The sequence below is a fragment of the Pseudidiomarina gelatinasegens genome, from assembly GCF_004025325.1.
Classification (GTDB): domain Bacteria; phylum Pseudomonadota; class Gammaproteobacteria; order Enterobacterales; family Alteromonadaceae; genus Pseudidiomarina; species Pseudidiomarina gelatinasegens.
Window position 1 is genome coordinate 1 of the sequence record NZ_RSFE01000007.1, and the last position, 15,932, is coordinate 15,932.

The 15,932-nt window shown below is 47.2% G+C and carries 16 protein-coding genes; 7 read left to right on the top strand and 9 right to left on the bottom strand.

What is annotated here, in order from left to right; genetic code table 11:
- The first annotated feature begins 323 nt into the window (after positions 1–323).
- The gene (locus EGC76_RS09335; RefSeq protein ID WP_128352731.1) at positions 324–758 is read left to right on the top strand and encodes a hypothetical protein; all 435 of its coding nucleotides are present in this window, start codon (positions 324–326) and stop codon (positions 756–758) included.
- A 46-nt stretch (positions 759–804) separates the two neighbouring features.
- Here EGC76_RS09335 and EGC76_RS09340 read toward each other — a convergent pair whose 3' ends face one another.
- Positions 805–1,077 (bottom strand): hypothetical protein, encoded by a 273-nt coding sequence (locus EGC76_RS09340; RefSeq protein ID WP_128352732.1) that lies wholly within the window; start codon positions 1,075–1,077, stop codon positions 805–807.
- 257 nt (positions 1,078–1,334) lie between these two features.
- Between EGC76_RS09340 and EGC76_RS09345 the strand changes: the two genes are divergently transcribed.
- Together EGC76_RS09345 and EGC76_RS09350 are read left to right on the top strand one after the other, a co-directional pair.
- Entirely contained in the window at positions 1,335–2,453 is a 1,119-nt protein-coding gene (locus tag EGC76_RS09345; RefSeq protein WP_128352733.1) for a Fic family protein, read from the top strand.
- Between the two features lie 25 nt (positions 2,454–2,478).
- Positions 2,479–3,192 (top strand): GOLPH3/VPS74 family protein, encoded by a 714-nt coding sequence (locus tag EGC76_RS09350; protein WP_128352734.1) that lies wholly within the window; start codon positions 2,479–2,481, stop codon positions 3,190–3,192.
- 8 nt (positions 3,193–3,200) lie between these two features.
- On the opposite strand, the gene EGC76_RS09355 is transcribed toward EGC76_RS09350, so the two are convergent.
- Positions 3,201–3,536, bottom strand: coding sequence for a helix-turn-helix domain-containing protein (locus EGC76_RS09355; protein ID WP_246013949.1), 336 nt, complete (start codon positions 3,534–3,536; stop codon positions 3,201–3,203).
- Positions 3,537–3,787: 251 nt separating this feature from the next.
- Between EGC76_RS09355 and EGC76_RS09360 the strand changes: the two genes are divergently transcribed.
- Positions 3,788–5,677 (top strand): DUF885 domain-containing protein, encoded by a 1,890-nt coding sequence (locus EGC76_RS09360; protein WP_128352735.1) that lies wholly within the window; start codon positions 3,788–3,790, stop codon positions 5,675–5,677.
- Positions 5,678–5,751: 74 nt separating this feature from the next.
- Here the strand turns inward: EGC76_RS09360 and EGC76_RS09365 are convergent, their stop codons facing one another.
- The 3 genes from EGC76_RS09365 to EGC76_RS09375 are packed head-to-tail and all read right to left on the bottom strand — an operon-like array spanning position 5,752 to position 7,285.
- Complete coding sequence (locus EGC76_RS09365) at positions 5,752–6,189, bottom strand: VOC family protein (RefSeq protein ID WP_246013950.1); 438 nt, start codon at positions 6,187–6,189, stop codon at positions 5,752–5,754.
- Positions 6,190–6,197: 8 nt separating this feature from the next.
- Positions 6,198–6,476 carry a peptidylprolyl isomerase gene (locus tag EGC76_RS09370; RefSeq protein ID WP_128352736.1) on the bottom strand — a complete coding sequence of 93 codons (279 nt, stop codon included), beginning with the start codon at positions 6,474–6,476 and terminating at the stop codon, positions 6,198–6,200.
- Between the two features lie 11 nt (positions 6,477–6,487).
- Positions 6,488–7,285 carry a DODA-type extradiol aromatic ring-opening family dioxygenase gene (locus tag EGC76_RS09375; RefSeq protein WP_128352737.1) on the bottom strand — a complete coding sequence of 266 codons (798 nt, stop codon included), beginning with the start codon at positions 7,283–7,285 and terminating at the stop codon, positions 6,488–6,490.
- A 117-nt stretch (positions 7,286–7,402) separates the two neighbouring features.
- Between EGC76_RS09375 and EGC76_RS09380 the strand changes: the two genes are divergently transcribed.
- Both EGC76_RS09380 and EGC76_RS09385 read left to right on the top strand, forming a co-directional pair.
- Positions 7,403–9,340, top strand: a complete 1,938-nt coding sequence (locus tag EGC76_RS09380) for a S9 family peptidase (RefSeq protein WP_128352738.1) — start codon at positions 7,403–7,405, stop codon at positions 9,338–9,340.
- A 127-nt stretch (positions 9,341–9,467) separates the two neighbouring features.
- Positions 9,468–10,685, top strand: coding sequence for an alkaline phosphatase family protein (locus tag EGC76_RS09385; RefSeq protein ID WP_128352739.1), 1,218 nt, complete (start codon positions 9,468–9,470; stop codon positions 10,683–10,685).
- Here the strand turns inward: EGC76_RS09385 and EGC76_RS09390 are convergent.
- On the bottom strand, positions 10,653–11,447 hold the full coding sequence (locus EGC76_RS09390; RefSeq protein ID WP_220445681.1) for a GNAT family N-acetyltransferase: 795 nt from the start codon (positions 11,445–11,447) through the stop codon (positions 10,653–10,655). The two genes, EGC76_RS09385 and EGC76_RS09390, sit on opposite strands and share 33 nt — an antisense overlap.
- A 157-nt stretch (positions 11,448–11,604) precedes the next feature.
- On the opposite strand from EGC76_RS09390, the gene EGC76_RS09395 reads away from it, so the two are divergent.
- A complete protein-coding gene (locus EGC76_RS09395; protein WP_128352740.1) occupies positions 11,605–12,660 on the top strand; it encodes a GGDEF domain-containing protein in 1,056 nt (351 codons plus the stop codon).
- A 9-nt stretch (positions 12,661–12,669) separates the two neighbouring features.
- Here EGC76_RS09395 and EGC76_RS09400 read toward each other — a convergent pair whose 3' ends face one another.
- Genes EGC76_RS09400 through EGC76_RS09410 form a run of 3 tightly spaced genes read right to left on the bottom strand, consistent with a single transcriptional unit; the run spans position 12,670 to position 15,918 of the window.
- Positions 12,670–13,617 carry a hypothetical protein gene (locus EGC76_RS09400; protein WP_128352741.1) on the bottom strand — a complete coding sequence of 316 codons (948 nt, stop codon included), beginning with the start codon at positions 13,615–13,617 and terminating at the stop codon, positions 12,670–12,672.
- Positions 13,617–14,306, bottom strand: a complete 690-nt coding sequence (locus EGC76_RS09405; RefSeq protein WP_128352742.1) for a hypothetical protein — start codon at positions 14,304–14,306, stop codon at positions 13,617–13,619. The genes EGC76_RS09400 and EGC76_RS09405 overlap by 1 nt, the downstream gene beginning before the upstream one ends.
- Positions 14,299–15,918, bottom strand: coding sequence for a serine protease (locus EGC76_RS09410; protein WP_128352743.1), 1,620 nt, complete (start codon positions 15,916–15,918; stop codon positions 14,299–14,301). The genes EGC76_RS09405 and EGC76_RS09410 overlap by 8 nt, the downstream gene beginning before the upstream one ends.
- Positions 15,919–15,932: the final 14 nt, after the last annotated feature.

The following is a 15,932-nucleotide window of genomic DNA, read 5'->3' on the forward strand; positions in this document are numbered from 1 at the left end:
ACTTTAATGGTCACAACCATCTCCTGAGTTAACATCGAAAGCGGCCTCTTGAGAAAAACCGCTAGTTTACTTCAGGGGGTCAATTTTCAATTGCCGTTAGGGGGTCATTTTTACACTGCCGGTAACACTGTAAACGATTGTTGTTCGACCACGGTGGCGTAAATGGCCATATCGGCTAAGCGGTTCAGCATGTAAGCCCTCTTTAAATGTTTAACTGTTTCTTTGTGGAAACAATGAATTCTATTTTGGCTATCTAATCATTTATTTAGGAAACAGTATACTCCCTACATCGAGTTGAATCTAATCCATTGGGAGTGTTGATCATGAAAACCTATTCACTAGTTGTTCGTCAGTTATCTGAAAGTATTCACTATGTTCAAAACCAACTTCGTCTGCCGTTGGTTTCACAAAACACAAGATGTGCTGAGTTTGAGTTAGCCGATAATTCACGATTAGCACTGTGCTCATCGTCGGCTTCGAGTGTCGTTGACCGGTCAGCAAAATGCTTACCATTAAGTAAGCGTTTACTTTCAGCATTAGAGCGCAATGGTGGCTTGTTCAGCCATCAGTTCGTATTAGGTGCGGCACGCAATTGTGAGCTGCCCGTTCGCTTGCGGGTGCCAGGCCATTCCGATGTACGTTTGTGCCAAGAGTGTGTTGCAGAGCCAAAAGCTGAAAACACATCGCGCTCATCATTTTGGTCAGGGTTGAATAAAGTGTTTGTTGACTTGGTGAGCCACCATGGTTATCGGATGTAACTGTGGTGACGAATGCTATTTGGTATTATCGTAACAATTGAGCGAATTAATAGCTTATGCCAGCTTGCTTACAATCACTTTTTTCGATGCGCTTCCATTTAAGGTAGTTTGCTTCATCGTTGGCTTGTAAATAGCTAGTAACTACAACGCTGGCCATTACGCAGATATCGATTTTATCACCACCCTTTTTAGCTAATTGGTATTGGCGTACCGAATCATCGATAACTTGCTGATAGATGGAATCCATACTTGGGTTACAGCCCGAAAGGAGAAGTACAGCAATTAGTGAAGCGAACGATCCTTGGATACGAGTAGACATCTTTCCTTTGCCTTTTTGTTATGAAAACTAAAATTGATTTCACTTTGTAATTGAAAGTTAGTCAACAAGTTTTTAACTAAAAACGATTTTACTTCAACGCATCCGCGTAAACTGATTCAACTTGGCTAAAGTTAGATGCATGCTCTAGTCGTTCAATATTTGCATAATGAGCCGAATACACCTATTATTTGGCTCATATAGTGAGCCGAATATCCATCGCATTCGGCTCATCACGAAGCAATCTCTATGGCGCACTTATGACAACTTCGGAAAATTACGGGCAAAAATGGCTTTGGCAGCATCCGCAGTGGCCAGATTTTCAATGGCAGCAAGACAAGCTGCAGCCATTACTTCGGCGTGCCTATGATCTACTGGGTCAGCTTAAAGGTCGCATGACTTTGGTTGACGGACATGAGGAATTTACGCTCGATGCTCTACTAGCCAATATAGTTGCTTCATCCGCTATTGAAAGCGAGAAGGTTGATGTTTATGGCGTACGCTCTTCGCTTGCGCGACAGCTTGGTGTTGCTGACCAACACCCCGTTAAGGTTTCAGAGCGCAGTGAAGGTCTTGCCAATTTAATGCGTGATGCAGTGACATCTTGGCAGCAGCCGCTAGCCACCGATACGCCGTTGCAGTGGCATCGGTGGCTATTTCAAGGGCAGGATTCGCTTCTTCAAAAAGTACTGCCTGGCGAGCTGCGAGGTGATGCGCCGATGCAGATTGTTTCAGGCCCCATTTCAAAACCAAAAGTACATTTTGAAGCGCCACCAAGAGCTGCTATCGAAAGGGAGCTTGAGCGATTTCTGAGCTGGTTCAACGACACTGCGAATAGCGGCATTGATCCGCTCGTCCGTGCTGGAATAACACACCTTTGGTTTGTGACCATTCACCCGTTTGAAGACGGTAACGGGCGTATCACCCGTGCGCTCACCGACCGAGCGCTAGCGCAAGCGGACCAAAATAGCATTCGACTGTTTGCTATGTCTGAGGCAATTCTGGAGCACCGCAACGCCTATTACGACATTCTAGAGCATACCCAAAAGCACGACACCGATATCACCGCCTGGCTCGTTTGGTTTATCGAAACACTGACATTATCAGTAGACGGTGCACTGGCAAAAATTGAGCGCACGATATTTAAAACCAAGTTTTGGGCGCAACATGCCAACAAGCAATTGTTAGAACCACAACGCAAAGTGCTTAATAGGCTACTCGATGGCGATTTTGAAAACGGCATCAATGCGAATCGCTACCAGTCCGTTGCTAAAGTCAGCAAAGCGACAGCCACCCGCCATTTGAGTGATTTGGTAGAACAGGGTATTTTGGAAAGATTGCCCGGTGGTGGTCGCAGTACGCGGTATCAACTAATTTAAAAAAACATCAATAACGAGGCAACCCATGCACACCAATGAACTCAAAGTGAAGCTCTACGAAGGCCTTGTGCTGCTGTCATTGCACGACGAAAAAGGCACTACGGAAGGTTGGTACATTGAATATACGGTGGCGGCGGCGCTGTTAGCTGAGTTGCTATTAGCCAAGCGTATTCAAGTGAACGCTGACAATAAAGATAAAATTGAGGTGCTTGATGCGTCGCCAACGGGTGACCAAGTGATGGATGAAGTGCTGCAAAAAATTGCGGCGAAGAAGCGCCCCGACACCCTTAAAAATTGGGTGATGTCCGTTGCGAACATTTCCAAACTCAAGCATAAAGTTGCAGAGCAACTGGTAGCCGACGGCATTATTAAAAGCGATGAAAAGAAAATTTTGTGGTTGTTTACCCAGAAAATCTATCCAGAAGTTGACCCCGAACCAGAGCGCCATTTGCGCCATGAAATGCGTCGTTTAGTGCTCGATAAGCCGCTCGAAATTGATCCGCGCGTGGCGCTTATGGTCGCGCTTGCGAAAAGTGCTTACCTACTAAAAGATGTATTCAGTAAAGAAGAGCTGAAAACCCACAAGAAGCGCATTGAGCAAATCGCCAAAGGTGAAGAGCTTGGCGCACTAACACAAGATGTGATTGATGCGGTGCAGGCCGCAGTAATGGTTGCCGTGATGCTACCGGCAATGCTCGCTGCAACAACCGCTGCCACTTCCGGCTCCAGCAGCTGCTAACCGAGATATCATATTTTGTTAAGCTTTAACGAGAGCTCAAAGCCGCAGGCGTGCGCATACTTCAAAAGCGTTGACCAGCTCGGATTCGAATTCCCGTGCTCCAGTCGACTTATATTACTTTTGCTCGTTCCCATGCGCTCGGCCACTTGCGCCTGAGTGAAGCCGGCCTTTGAGCGCATGGTGAGCAGTTGATCAATTAAATCGAATTCATATTCAAGTTTTTCATACTCAGCTTTTACCTCTGGATTAGTTAACGCTCGATTTTTTATCTCGTTCAAACTCATTATTTGGTTACCTCTTTCTGCCTTATCTACACCTGTATAAAAACTGATTTTCCATGTCATCAGGTAACTCTCCGTGTTATCAAATATGATAACTATGGAAATCTTGATTGTCTAGTTTATATACAGTTCAGATATGAGCCATTTTCTAACTAAGAATCTAACCAACAGCAGAAGCCTCGATTTATTGAACAGTTCCAGCTAACACCTTGCCGCAGAGTTGCGGCGATTCACCCCAAGCCCAGCTGCGTAAATAGACCACTTAGTCAGTATGGTGCTAAGCTAAGGTCACTATAACAATAAGGAGACAACCGATGTCTGATTTAAAAATGAAGCATTTAGCATTAGCGGTGACGCTAGCGCTGAGCGCAGCGGCATGTTCTGATGCGAAGAATCCTGATGCGACAGCGCCTGTCGCAGAGAGCCAAACGGCAACGACTGATCAAGCCGTTAGCCAAGCTGAGATTCAAGCGGAATCGGAAAAAGCGAACAAGCTGTTTGAAGACATTTTCATGGAAAATGTTATGCGCAGCCCAATGTATCAGTCGTACTTAGGTATCAAGCAAGACCAAGACAAGTGGGACGATATTTCTGAGCAACGCGCTGAAGAAGATTTAGCCCTGCAAAAAGAACAGCTGGCGCGCGTTATGGAAATTGACGAAGCCAAGCTGAATGATCAAACCAAGGTGAGCTGGTTGCTAATGAAGCAAAATTTGGAGCAAGAGATTGCTGACTTCAAATGGCGTCATTATAACTATCCGGTAAACCAAATGTTCGGCATGCACTCAAGTGTTGCGTCGTTGCTCATCAACCAACACCGCATTAGCGAAGTTGCTGACGCCGAAGCCTATGTTGCACGTTTAAATGGTTTACCAGAACTGTTTGCGCAACTGAGCGAGAACTTAAAAATTCGTGCTGAGAAGGGCATTATCGCGCCGAAATTTGTGTACCCATATGTTATTAGCGACAGCCAAAACATCATCTCGGGTGCGCCGTTTGAAGACGGTGAGCCAAGCGTTTTCCTAGACGATTTCACCAAGAAAGTGGATAACCTCGACATTGATGAAAACCAATACAACGCACTGATGAGTGCTGCTGAACAAGCTTTGGTTGAATCCGTTAAGCCAGCTTATGAGAACTTGATTAGCACGGTTGAAGACATTGCCGCGCAAGCTGACACCAAAGACGGTGCCTGGAAATTCCCAGACGGTGAAGCCTTCTACAATAACGCATTGCAACGCACCACCACCACCGACTTGACCGCTGAAGAAATTCACGAAATTGGTTTAAGTGAAGTGGCGCGTATTCACGACGAAATGCGTGTCATCATGGAAAAGGTAGGGTTTGAAGGTACCTTGCAAGAGTTCTTCGTGCACATGCGTAACAACCAGGACTTTATCTACCCTGACACTGCCGAAGGCCGTCAACGCTATTTAGATGAAGCCACTGCGCTTATCGACACCATGCGCGAGCGCTTAGACGAGCTGTTTATCACCAAGCCAAAAGCCGACATGATTGTGAAAGCGGTTGAACCTTTCCGTGAGAAGTCAGCTGGCAAGGCGTTCTATCAGCAACCGTCAATGGACGGCACACGTCCTGGCGTTTACTACGCGAACTTGTACGACATGGCATCTATGCCGACTTACCAAATGGAAGCCTTGGCTTACCACGAAGGTATTCCGGGTCACCACATGCAAATTGCTATTCAGCAAGAGCTTGAAGGCATTCCGTCGTTCCGTAAGTTTGGTCGATTCACCGCATACAGCGAAGGTTGGGGACTGTACACCGAGTTCTTGCCAAAAGAGATTGGCTTCTATGAAGACCCATACTCTGATTTCGGCCGTTTAGCGATGGAACTTTGGCGTGCAGTGCGCTTAGTGGTTGATACAGGTATTCATGCGAAGAAATGGACGCGCGAAGAAGGTATCGATTTCTACGTAACCAACACGCCAAACGCTGAAGCGGATGCGAAAAAAATGGTTGAGCGTCATATCGTTATGCCAAGCCAAGCTACGGCTTACAAAATTGGTATGCTGAAGATTCTTGAGCTACGTGAAAAAGCCAAAACTCAACTTGGTGATGCGTTCGATATTCGTGAGTTCCACGACGCTGTGCTACAGAATGGTCCAGTGCCGTTGAATATTCTCGAGCAGTTTATTGATGAGTACATCAGCGAAACGCTTGCTGAAAACCAAGCTATGTAATTACGGTTGAACGTATAACTACATAAAAAATCCCGTTCAGTTGAAGCTTGGTAGCTGCAACGGACGGGATTTTTTTATTCCCCAGGGGTCATCTCTTGCCACAGTTGAATCGGGTTGCCTTCTGGGTCAGCGAGGCGCGCAAAACGCCCGTTGGGGTGGGTTTCTGGGTCGACTTCAACCTCTATGCCGGCTTGGCGTAATTGCGCCACCATAGCATCAAGATCGCGCACGCGAAAATTGAACATAAACTGCTGATCGTCCGCACCAAAATAACTGGTTTTCGCATTAAAGACGCCAAATACGGTGCTACCGCCAGCCTGCACCCACGGTTGTTCTTCATAAGTGGTGGGTGTTTGCTTCACGCCTAGGTGTTCTTCGTACCATTTGGCTAATACGGTCGGGTTTTCCGCTTTAAAAAATACGCCGCCAAAACCAAGTACGCTTTCGCGTTCAGCTGCCATAGCAGAGCCTAGGCTTACTAATAAAATAAAAATGATGACTACGTGTTTCATGGTTTTTCCTATGTACGCGAAAGCGTTTTAATTAAGTGCCAACCGAACTTGGTTTTTATGGGCCCATGCACTTCCAGCGTGGGCTTACCAAAGACTACTTTGTCAAAAGCCGGTACCATTTGGCCACGCCCAAACTCACCTAAGTCGCCGCCTTTTTTGCCTGAAGGGCAAAGCGAATGCTTCCGCGCAAGGTCACCAAATTTCTTGCCAGATGCGAGTTGTTTTTTCAACGCTTCGGCTTCTTCCTGAGTTTTCACCAAAATATGCAATGCGTGGGCGCGTGCCATGAATTTCTACCTTAATTAATTTGCCAGTAAAACATACGTGATTCTTTATTCAGTGCGTATACCGTGGTTGCTTGGTTGCAAGCGCGTTCGGCAGCACCATAGCACACGTGCAATGGTAATAAATGCTCTTCGCGTGGATGGCAAAATCGCGCATGGGGAGCTTGTTGCCAGTTAATCAGCAACTGTTGGCGTTCTCGCTCTGAAATGTCCGTTGCACAGCAGGTGTGCTGCAGCCACGCTTGAAACTCGGCATTTTTATTATCGGCATCGCTGGTATCGGGCGCAAAAAACGCGCGCATATTGTGAAATGAGAAACCAGAACCCAGAATCAATAAGCCGTCGTGGTCAACTGCTTGTAGCGCCTTACCTAGTTTAATGTGCGCTTCAGCGTTCAATGTGTTTTGCAGCGATAATTGAACGCACGGAATATCGGCGGCTGGATACATAATTTTCAACGGTACAAACAGGCCATGGTCAAACCCACGCTGGGGTTCACCGACGGCTTTCAGGCCTTGGTTGGTTATTGCACTCAACACTTTTTCGGCGAGCTCGGGGGCGCCAGGGCTTGGATACTGAATGGTGTAAGACTCAGGCGGGAAACCGTAATAGTCATAAATAAGCTCAGGTTGCGATCCCGTAGTTACGTGGGGTACGTCGGTTTCCCAGTGCGCGCTGACCACGATAATGGCTGTGGGCTTCGACATGCGGGTAGCAGCTTTGCGCAGCGCATTGTTCAAATCGTCGTGGCTCCGGTCACCAAGCAACGGCATGGGTCCGCCACCGTGAGCAATATACAAGATTTGTTTCATTTATGAATCTCCTTATCGACACCCTTGTTGACCGGTAAATTTAGACTACACTTTTTAAATTCTGTTGAAGCAGTAAAACAGGCCATATCGAAGAGATAATACAACAAGGAACTCAACATGCGAACTTCATTACTCCTTCAAGCGACTATTGGCAGCCTGCTGCTTGTGGCGTGCGGTAAGCCAGCGCCAGCGCCAGAGCCAACATCGTCAGCTGCGGAGCCTGTGCAGCAAGCCACGTCAGAAGTGACGGTACCGCAATACAGCGCCCAGACATTTTTCGATACCACCACGCTGTATGGTTCATCCATTAATCATGACGGTACCGCAGTACTGGTAACCAGTGACGCATCCGGTATTTATAATGTCTACAGCTACCCGGTTGACGGCAGCGAACCGACTCAGCTTACCAATTCAACCACCGACGCCATTCGCGGTATTAGTTGGTTTCCAAAAGATAATCGTCTGTTGTACACGGCAGACCAAGGCGGTAACGAGCTAAATCATGTGTACGTGCGCCTTGAAGACGGCACCACACAGGATCTAACACCCGGCGAAGAGTTGAAAGCCATGGTTGCCGGATGGCATGAAGACGACACGCATTTCTACGTGATGACCAACGAGCGGGATAACCGCTATTTCGATTTATACCGTTACAGTGCCGACGATTTTAGTCGCACTATGGTGTTTGAGAACAACACCGGTTTCAACATTGAATCGGTCAGCCCCAATGGGCGGTACTTGGCGCTCAGCCGTACCAATAGCAATGCTGACTCCGATCTGTTTTTAGTGGATTTGCAGGCTGACACGGTTGAGCCTAAATTACTTAACCCAACCGAAGGCGCTATTCAACACAGTGCGTATACCTTCACGGTTGACAGTAACAAGCTCATTTACGGCACCGATGGTCAAGGCGAGTTCTTTCAAGCCTGGGAATATGACATAGCCAACGATAAACACAGCGAGCGCTATGCTGCAGACTGGGACGTGTCGTTCTTGTACTTCTCAGAGTCAGGTCGCTATCAGGTGGTTGGTGTCAACGCTGACGCACGCACAGAATTGAGCATTTTGGATCAGAGCACCGGTAAGCAAGTGCAGCTCCCAGAGCACCCACCGGGTGACTTGCGCGGCGTGAATTTCTCTGATGACGAATCAACTATGGTGTTTTATGTAAATTCCGATGTGTCACCTTCAAACCTCATGGTATGGCAGGTCGGCAGTGATTCGGTGGCACAGCTTAGCAATACGCTTGCCGAAGGGATGAACCCTGAGCACTTGGTGCAAAGCAGCGTGGAGCGGTTTGAAAGCTTTGATGAGCTGACCGTACCGGGTTTGCTGTATAAACCGCATCAGGCCAGCGCCGATAATAAGGTGCCTGCAATTATCTTTATTCACGGTGGCCCGGGTGGGCAAACGCGTCAGGGTTACAGCGCGATGGTTCAGCACTTGGTGAACCATGGTTACGCTATGTTTGGTGTGAATAACCGCGGCTCGTCAGGGTACGGCAAAACCTTCTTCCATTTAGACGATAAACGCCATGGCGAAGATGATTTGCAAGACATTGTCTACGGCAAAAAGTACCTGCAAACGTTGGATTGGGTTGACCCTGATCGCATCGCAGTGATGGGCGGCAGCTATGGTGGCTATTTAACCATGGCGGCGTTGGCATTTACCGATGAATTCGATGCCGGTATTAATATCTTTGGTGTCACCAACTGGGTGCGCACACTGGAAAGCATTCCACCATGGTGGGAAAGCTTCCGTCAGTCGTTGTACGACGAATTGGGTGATCCTGCGGTTGATGGTGAGCGCTTACGCGCAATTTCGCCACTGTTCCACGCTGACCGTATCAAAGCCCCTGTGTTAGTCGTGCAAGGTGCCAATGACCCGCGTGTACTTCAGGTTGAAAGTGACGAAATGGTTGAAGCCATTCGCGCCAATAACGTGCCAGTCGAATATGTGTTATTTGATGACGAAGGCCACGGTTTTGCCGTTAAAGAAAACCGCATTGAAGCGCAAGAAGCTTATTTGAAGTTCTTAGAAACTTACCTTCAATAGTTTGGCGCAGATGTTTAACAAATGAAGGGGGTGCAGTCCCGGGACTGCACCCCCTTCTTATTCCATCAAAATGTCATAATGTTGTGATATTCTAGCCCGCACTTAAAAATAGCCCGGTACGAATATCATGATGCGGTTTTTGGCAGTGACAACTTTCTTTCTTCTCAGCTTTCAAGCTCAAGCCGAGCAAACTGTTGTATTAATCTCAATTGATGGTTTTCGCCATGACTATATTGAGTTGCATGGTGCGCCCAATATCGAACGTATTGCGAGTCAAGGCGTGCGTAGCGAAGGCCTGATACCCGTGTATCCGTCGAAAACCTTCCCAAACCATTTATCGATTGTGACCGGCCAATATCCTGTTAATCATGGCATTGTCGACAATAACTTCTACGACACCGAGCGCAAGCAGCGCTATAAAATGGGCGACGGTGTTAAAGACAGCACATGGCTAACCACCTTACCTATTTGGAATTTAGCTGAGTTTCAAGGCGTAAAAGCGGCAACATTTTTCTGGCCTGAGTCAGAGGCTCGAATCAACGGGCGCACGCCAAGTTACTACTTCAATTACAGCACGCCAGCGCCAAATCAGCAGCGCATTGACCAAATGGTTCAGTGGTTAAAACTGCCTGAACCCGTTCGGCCGCGCCTAGTTACCGGATACTTCTCAATTGTCGATACCATGGGGCATCGATTTGGCCCAGACTCCCATCAGGTTGAGAAGGCCGTAAAGCATGTCGACAAGCTAATCGGCGAGTTTTGGCAGCGCATTCAAAACGAAGTTGATGTGCCGGTAAACCTTATTTTGGTTTCTGATCATGGCATGGTGGACATCAAAGCGGATGCGATGATTGATGTTTCAACATTCCCGATAGACGAGTCGCTATTTGAAACTGTGAACGCACAAACACGCTTCATGATTTACGCAAATGAAGAAACAACGCAGCAACAAATTGATGACTTGAGAAGCCAGCTCGGGGCAATGGCTGACGGCCGTTACTTCATCGAAACCGAAACCAGTTTGACGCAACTTGGTGTGACAGATGGGCCGCGAACGGCAGCAATTATTTTAGGTACGCAGGCTCCAGCGTCGTTTACTTCACGCGCAGTTGAACAACGTCGTGACGGTGGCGCTCATGGTTTTCATTCAAGTCGTGACATGGACGGCTTGTTCATCGCCGCAGGGCCAGCAATTAAGCACCAGGCTAATATCAGCCGCTTCAGTAACATCCATATCTATCCGTTTATGGCAGAGTTGCTTGGGCTTAAGCTGATGACGCCTATTGATGGTGACGGTGAGGTTCTCGCACCGCTAATCAGTTCCCAGTTCACGCATAAAAATTAAGTCGCGCTGTGGGTCGGTGCCAAGTGGGAACACATGCGACCCTACTTCGCGAAAGCCAATTTTTCTGTAAAACGCGATAGCCCGTGGGTTATGTTCCCAAACGCCCAGCCAAACCACATCGTTGCCGCGCTTGGCAAATACATCCAAGGCGGCCGCCATCAAGTCTTGGGCGATGCCTTTGCCATGCCAATCACGGTCAACATACAGGCGCTGAAGCTCTCCGGCGGATTTCGCCGGCACACAGTCCGGTGTGTTCGCCCAGCGTAACTGAACGAAACCAATTAAATGCCCTTCGTGTGTGGCCAGTAAAGTAAGGCGGTTAGGGTCATTAATCTCATTACGTTGCAGAGCTTCACTGTAGGTTGCGTCACAATGCTGGCGCATGTTTTCTTCTGAATTGTCGGCTGCAAAGGTATCTATAAAGGTTTGCTTGGCCAGCACGGATAAATTCAAAGCGTCATCTTCTGTCGCAGTGCGGATGTGTGCAACAGAGCTGCGGCGTCGATCTTGGCCTTCTGCCGAGCGGGTAAAATTAGGATTTTTGCTCTCTTCGTGTTCCATAAGTAACAAGGTCAAATATATCTTGGTTGGTAGTGACAAGATGACGCCAAAAGCGCTAAGAGCGGCACCTAAAATAAAGCCTTGATGGCCAATATTGTCGCTGGCAAAGGTTATCGCAAGTACAATATGCCCGCACACCAACAAAGTGATCCCTAAAATCATTGCGGAGCGTAGTAGTTTTACTTGGGTGGCTTCATTCATTCAGCGTGCTTTCCTGTATACGCGCAGTACAAATTGGAATGTCATCATGACTTTATGTAATCACGCTTTTAGACTTTAGGCTAGTGCCTGACCAAAGCTAATTCCAATTACTAAAAAACCAAGCTAGGATGTAAAAAAATTAAGGCGATTTCTAACCATGAAGTATTGGCGAAAGTACCACCCCGACATTGATGCAGCAGACCCGCGTTACAACCAAGTTTCGCTTATTTATAGCGTGCTGCTTATCATGGTGGCTTACTTTGGGATCATAGGGGTGCTGAATATCACCTTGTTCGATGCTGCGGATATCGCTTTTTACGACTTCATCGGCTTTACTCTCGGCGTCTCTATCTATCTTTTCGTAAGCCGTGGCGGTAACTTTCAGGTGGCCAGTTGGGCCGTTATGGCCACCTTAATCATTATTCTTTTTGCGTTTGTGCACCTTGCGGAAGGCCGCAACTATTCATTGTTATGGGCAACCATGCTGCCACCCATTGCGTTTTTCTTATTGGGCCGAAGCGGTGGTAGCTGGATTAGCGGTTTGGTTTTTCTTTATTTCAGCTGGTATTTGTATCAACTGTTAAGCCAAGGGGTTACAGCAAACCTCTCACTAGGCGCCTTATTTAACTTTGTTGAAGTGGCCACGGCACAAATCTTTCTATTTCGTTTTTATGAGCGCTCTCGCCAAGAAGCCTATGAACAGCTGCAAAAAACTTCAATTACAGACCCATTAACGGGCGTGTTTAACCGTCTGTATTTAGACAATTCCTTGAAGAAAGTGCTGTCGTTGGCTAGCCGCAACAAGCAGCCCGTTTCGGTATTGTTGATTGATGTGGATCATTTCAAGCGCATTAATGATGAACACGGGCACTTAGTTGGTGACGTGGTTTTGGTTGCGCTGTGCAAAATATTAAAAGAGGCAACCCGCGAATACGATTCGGTTGGGCGTTGGGGCGGGGAAGAGTTTCTAGTTATTTGCCCAAATACTAGCGAGGCGCAAGCCAAAGCACTCGGCGAACGTATTATTGAACAGGTGCGCGAAAAGGCCGTTAATGGCGGTATTCACGTTACGGTAAGTATTGGTGCGGCAACGTTTAATCAAGTTGATGAAAAATCGATTGAGCGCTTGTTACAGGTTGCGGATAACAACATGTACAAAGCTAAAGCGGCAGGCCGCAACCAGGTGGTTAGCACCGCATCAGTGACCAGCTAGTCTGGTCACTTATTCAATGTTCACACGAATAATGAACTTGAGAAATGAAAATGCCGCCACCAAAAACAACCACAAAAAGATCAAGCTTTCGTCATGTGCAAGCTTGGTCCAAATGCTGTTTTTTAGCATGATATCTTCTGACTTGTAGCGCTGTATCACCCCCACATCGCCTTTGCCGTTGTAGGTAATGTTAATTCCCGGGTTTTCATCGATGTAAATAAACCCAGAGCTTTGCACCGAAGGCTCTTTAATAAAAAACTTATCACCCAATTCTAACGGGTACGGATCCGTCTGATAATACTGCCGTGAAAGCGCGCCCTTATCGGAAATAGTAACAGAACCACTGTGAAGTATGGGCTCACGCACTGAAGCTTCTTTTACTTCACCACCAACAGTCATAATACCGTCAATGGGTAAGGTATAGCTTTGTGTATGTGAAGCTGTTAGTTCAAAGGCTTCGCAGTCGCTAAGTTCAATGCGTTCGTTGCTGTCGGTAAGCAGATAGCCAACGGGCGCTAATGAGTCTGAGCTCAGCGTAATCCAAAGAGGCCCCGAGCCAACACGTTCTATGTACATTGATGTGTCACGCGCAATGCGTAGCTCACCACTCATGTTGGAGGTCTCGCTTCCACACTCGGCATAACGTTTTGCAGACTCTAAGCGCCATGGCACAAAGGCACTGTCTTGGTATGAGTCGATGGTGACAATTTCGGAGCGGGCAGTCACGTTATAAAGCGTGTCAGGAGTCGCTAAAAATCGTGCTGAAATGAATAAAATATAGAGCAACAGTAGCCAAAATAGCCCAACCAGCACATGAATGAATAACTTAAATCGGCTCAGCGAAATACGGTCGCGAAACTCAGTCGCGGTATAGGGCAAATCCTCATTGGTTAAGAAAATACCCAGCAGGGCCTTGGCGCACTTTTGGAAGAAGCGTTTAATTTTGGATAATGCCATTAGTAAAACTCGATAAGTTCATCAGGAATGGCGCGCAGGTTGCGGCGTTTAATAATAACGCGCCGGAGTTCTTCGGCCATAACATCAGTGATTAAACATTCTTTGTCATACGAAACACGGTAGTTGCTGCGTAGGTCTTGGCACTTAACTGCTGCGCCGGGCTGCTTGTCACTTTTAAGTAACGGCGTCGCAATGTCGCGTCGTGCGTTACTGCGCACAAAAATAGAAATGGCATTTAGTGAATTGGGCTTTCCCCATGCGCTGATCAAATAGTTGCCGTTTAGCTGTGCGCAATCCGGTTGTGCGGAGGTTAATAAACCGAGCTCACCAGCCGAGAAATCATTTAACTCACTGGTGTACTTAGTGGGGAACTCAATTGGCACAACCCCTTCAACGTGCTCGGTAAAGGTATACTGATATTGGGATTTGTAGCGGCCGTCGGCACTACTCACAAACACACAAACCGAACCCAAGTAGGCGCGCGGGAAATAGATATGCGGTGTTATTTCGAAATTTACGTCCGTGAACTGTAGCCCTTTTAAGAACTGCCCCGATACCTTCACCGTGTCGCTGTATGACTCGCTGAATTCGCTGACTTGATTGGCGTTGGCAGTATTGTTGACAACGCTACCAAGTAAATGGGCTGAAAATGCCAGCCATAGACCCATGGTGAAAACGTGTTTAGTCATAATCAAACAACTTAAAGTAGAACGTTCCATGCCGTTGTAAGCCCGTGATGCGAATGATGTGCACATCGGACGAAAGCGGCGTGAATACAAAGCGACTGTTATTGCCAGACCAGAATGAGTCGGAATAGCGCACCTCGCCGGTTTCATCAATCACTTCAAGCCGGAACTTTGTACTAAGCGATTGCGACTCAAGTTTGAAGTCGATAGGTGCATTAGCAGTCATCATCATGCGGTACTCGGCAACCGCGTTGTCCGCAATTTTGTTGGTGACAATGTCGCCCGCCGCGACCACATTTTGCGCGCCGGTTAATGCTGTATTCGTGTTCCATTGGCTGACATTGATATCGGTTTGTCCGTAACCCTGAAGCCCAATTAACCGTACTGTATAGGCGTCATTTTGCTGCGGCGTAAAGGCATAGGTATAGTTTCTGTTTGACCAAAAACTATCTTTATAGAGCTCATTGCCTGCGCTATCGATGATGTGAAGCGCGTATTTGAAGCTACTTCCAGCCACTTCGTTGAGCGTGAATTCTGCGGGACTATTTGCTTCGCCGTTAAATGGGTATTCAGCAACTGCGTTGGGCGCTATTTTTACTCGAATATTACCGGGTATTTCAAGTTGATTGCCTGCGCCGCGTAACTCCGCATCGAATGAAAAATCATTCATTTTAATATCAAATTTGCCGAAGTCTTGCAGGCCAATCACACGAACTGTGAATTCATCCGTTCTTGGTGGTGTAAAGGCAAAACTGTAGGCTCTGTTACTCCAGAAGCTATCTTCAAATAATTCATTTTCGCGCTTATCGAGTATTTGAATTGCAAATTTGACGCTATCAGAATCGAGTTCTGTTAGAACGAATTCTACGGGACTGTTTTCCTGCATTTTGACGCTGTAGTCTTTAATCTGGTTGGTCGCTAAACGCCCTGCTAGGTGCGAACTTGTGGTGGTTTCAGCATCGCCGTCAGCGGCTTTATCAGTTGTATTCTCCGAAGCTTCTTCATTGCTACTGATATCAAAATGTTTGTTCAGCATTGCCGTTAATGCATCGGCGCGATAGACAATACCGCCTGCGTCGTCCACCTCAAGCAAAACTCCCGCCGCCTGCTCGGCAACGAATAAAATACTGCCGCTATAGCCTTGCTTAAACGGCTCATCAGCACGTTCGGGTTTGATCGCTAAAAACTCACTGTCATCCACAGCGCTTATGACTATTTTCGTTTGCAACACGCTGCCGTCAGCCAACCGAGTTTTTAAGACACCGTTTTGATACACTTCAAGTAGCTTGTTTAAATCACTAACCTGCAAAAAAGTATTACGGTTGCATTGCGCTGCCGGAATATCAGCTTTCAAAATGGCCATGTCCACATCGAAAACATGTGTAACGTCGGCTGTGTGATATTGGCGTGTGGGTAACATTACGTTGGCAGATGTTGCGGTGCCCATGACATGATTTGGGGTTAACACGTAACACTGGTCGTCAACAAGGTAGTTAAACCCTTGCCCGACATTGAAATCTGCAGAAACCAGCACATCTGAGGCAAGTGCGGGCGTAGTCAAACAGCATGAAAAAACTAAAAGTGATGCAATAGGGCGATTTGTGAATAGCTTCATAACGTTTTTATTAT